This window comes from Neochlamydia sp. EPS4, assembly GCF_000813665.1.
GTDB lineage: Bacteria > Chlamydiota > Chlamydiia > Chlamydiales > Parachlamydiaceae > Neochlamydia.
The window spans coordinates 1-1,845 of record NZ_JSDQ01000106.1 but is presented as its reverse complement, the minus strand read 5'-3'; the positions used below and the strand labels follow the sequence as shown (position 1 = coordinate 1,845).

Below are 1,845 nucleotides of genomic sequence, written 5' to 3'. Positions count from 1 at the left end.
GGAAGACAATGTGCAGCTAAAGTTTGTTTCAACCTAAGAATGGTTATTCCTAACGCATTCTCTGTCCTTAAAAGGAGGTGATCCAGCCCCACCTTCCGGTAGGGCTACCTTGTTACGACTTCATCCCAGTCATCAGCCTCACCTTAGACGCCTCTCTCCTTGCGGTTGAGCCAGCGGCTTCGGGTAAAACCAACTCCCATGATGTGACGGGCGGTGTGTACAAGACCCGGGAACGTATTCACGGTGGTGTTGCTGACCCACCATTACTAGCAATTCCGTCTTCATGTAGTCGAGTTGCAGACTACAATCTGAACTGAGATCGGCTTTTAGGATTTGCTTCACCTCGCGGCTTCGCTGCCTTCTGTACCGACCATTGTAGCACGTGTGTAGCCCCAGACATAAGGGCCATGCGGACTTGACGTCATCCTCACCTTCCTCCTGGTTAACCCAGGCAGTCTCATTAGAGTTCCCACCCAAAGTGTTGGCAACTAATGATAAGGGTTGCGCTCGTTGCTGGACTTAACCAAACACCTCACGGCACGAGCTGACGACAGCCATGCAGCACCTGTGCAGATGCCCCGAAGGGAAATTACATCTCTGTAATGATCATCTGCATGTCAAGCCTGGGTAAGGTTCTTCGCGTTGCATCGAATTAAACCACATGCTCCACTGCTTGTGCGGGTCCCCGTCAATTCTTTTGAGTTTCACCCTTGCGAGCGTACTCCTCAGGCGGTATACTTATCGCGTTAGCTTCGGCACAACCAGGGTTGATTCCGGTTACACCAAGTATACATCGTTTACGGCAAGGACTACCAGGGTATCTAATCCTGTTTGATCCCCTTGCTTTCGCGCCTCAGCGTCAGGTGTAAACTAGAAAATCGCCTTCGCCACTGGTGTTCTTCCACATATCTACGCATTTCACCGCTACTTGTGGAATTCCATTTTCTCCGTCTACCCTCAAGAAAGGAAGTTTCAAATGCTGTTCCGAGGTTGAGCCCCGGGATTTCACATCTGACTTTCCTTCCCGCCTACGCGCCCTTTACGCCCAATAAATCCGATTAATGCTTGCACCCTCCGTATTACCGCAGCTGCTGGCACGGAGTTAGCCGGTGCTTCTTTACCTGGTACGCTCAAGTTCTCTAGATGTTAGCTAGATCCCCTTGTTCCCAGGCGAAAGAGTTTTACGACCCGAAGGCCTTCATCACTCACACAGCGTCGCTTCGTCAGGCTTTCGCCCATTGCGAAAGATTCTCGACTGCAGCCTCCCGTAGGAGTCTGGGCAGTTCTCAGTCCCAGTGTTGGCGGTCAATCTCTCAATCCGCCTAGACGTCTTAGCCTTGGTAGGCCTTTACCCTACCAACTAGCTGATATCCCATGGGCCTCTCTTTAACCGCGAGGTCCGAAGATCCCCCACTTTAATGATTTCAAGATGCCTTGTTATCACCACATTCGGTATTAGCGATCGTTTCCAATCGTTATTCCCAAGTTAATGGTAAGTTACCCATGTATTACTAACCCTTCCGCCACTAAATGTATTGCTACATTTCGTTCGACTTGCATGCCTCATCCACGCTGTCAGCATTCAATCTGAACCAAGATCAAATTCTCAAGAAAAATATATTCTTTGAAAACTTGATAAATGATTTATTTATCTCTGATTCTATTAACGAGATTAAAAGTTGCCTTTTAATCTTCGCACAAACTTTATGTTTGCTTGCACATTGTCTTTCTATCACTGTCAAATAGCTTTTTGCGTCACTCGTTGGTCACGCTTTTTTTTGTTCTTCTTCTTAACTTTTCACTTAAGAAGCAGTAAACATACAAAATATGGAATTATTTTCGCAA

At 47.5% G+C, this 1,845-nt stretch carries 1 rRNA gene; it reads right to left on the bottom strand.

Annotated features, from left to right (window positions below):
• Positions 1 to 70: 70 nt before the first annotated feature.
• A 16S ribosomal RNA gene (locus DB42_RS10045) occupies positions 71 to 1,614 on the bottom strand.
• Positions 1,615 to 1,845 lie beyond the last annotated feature (231 nt).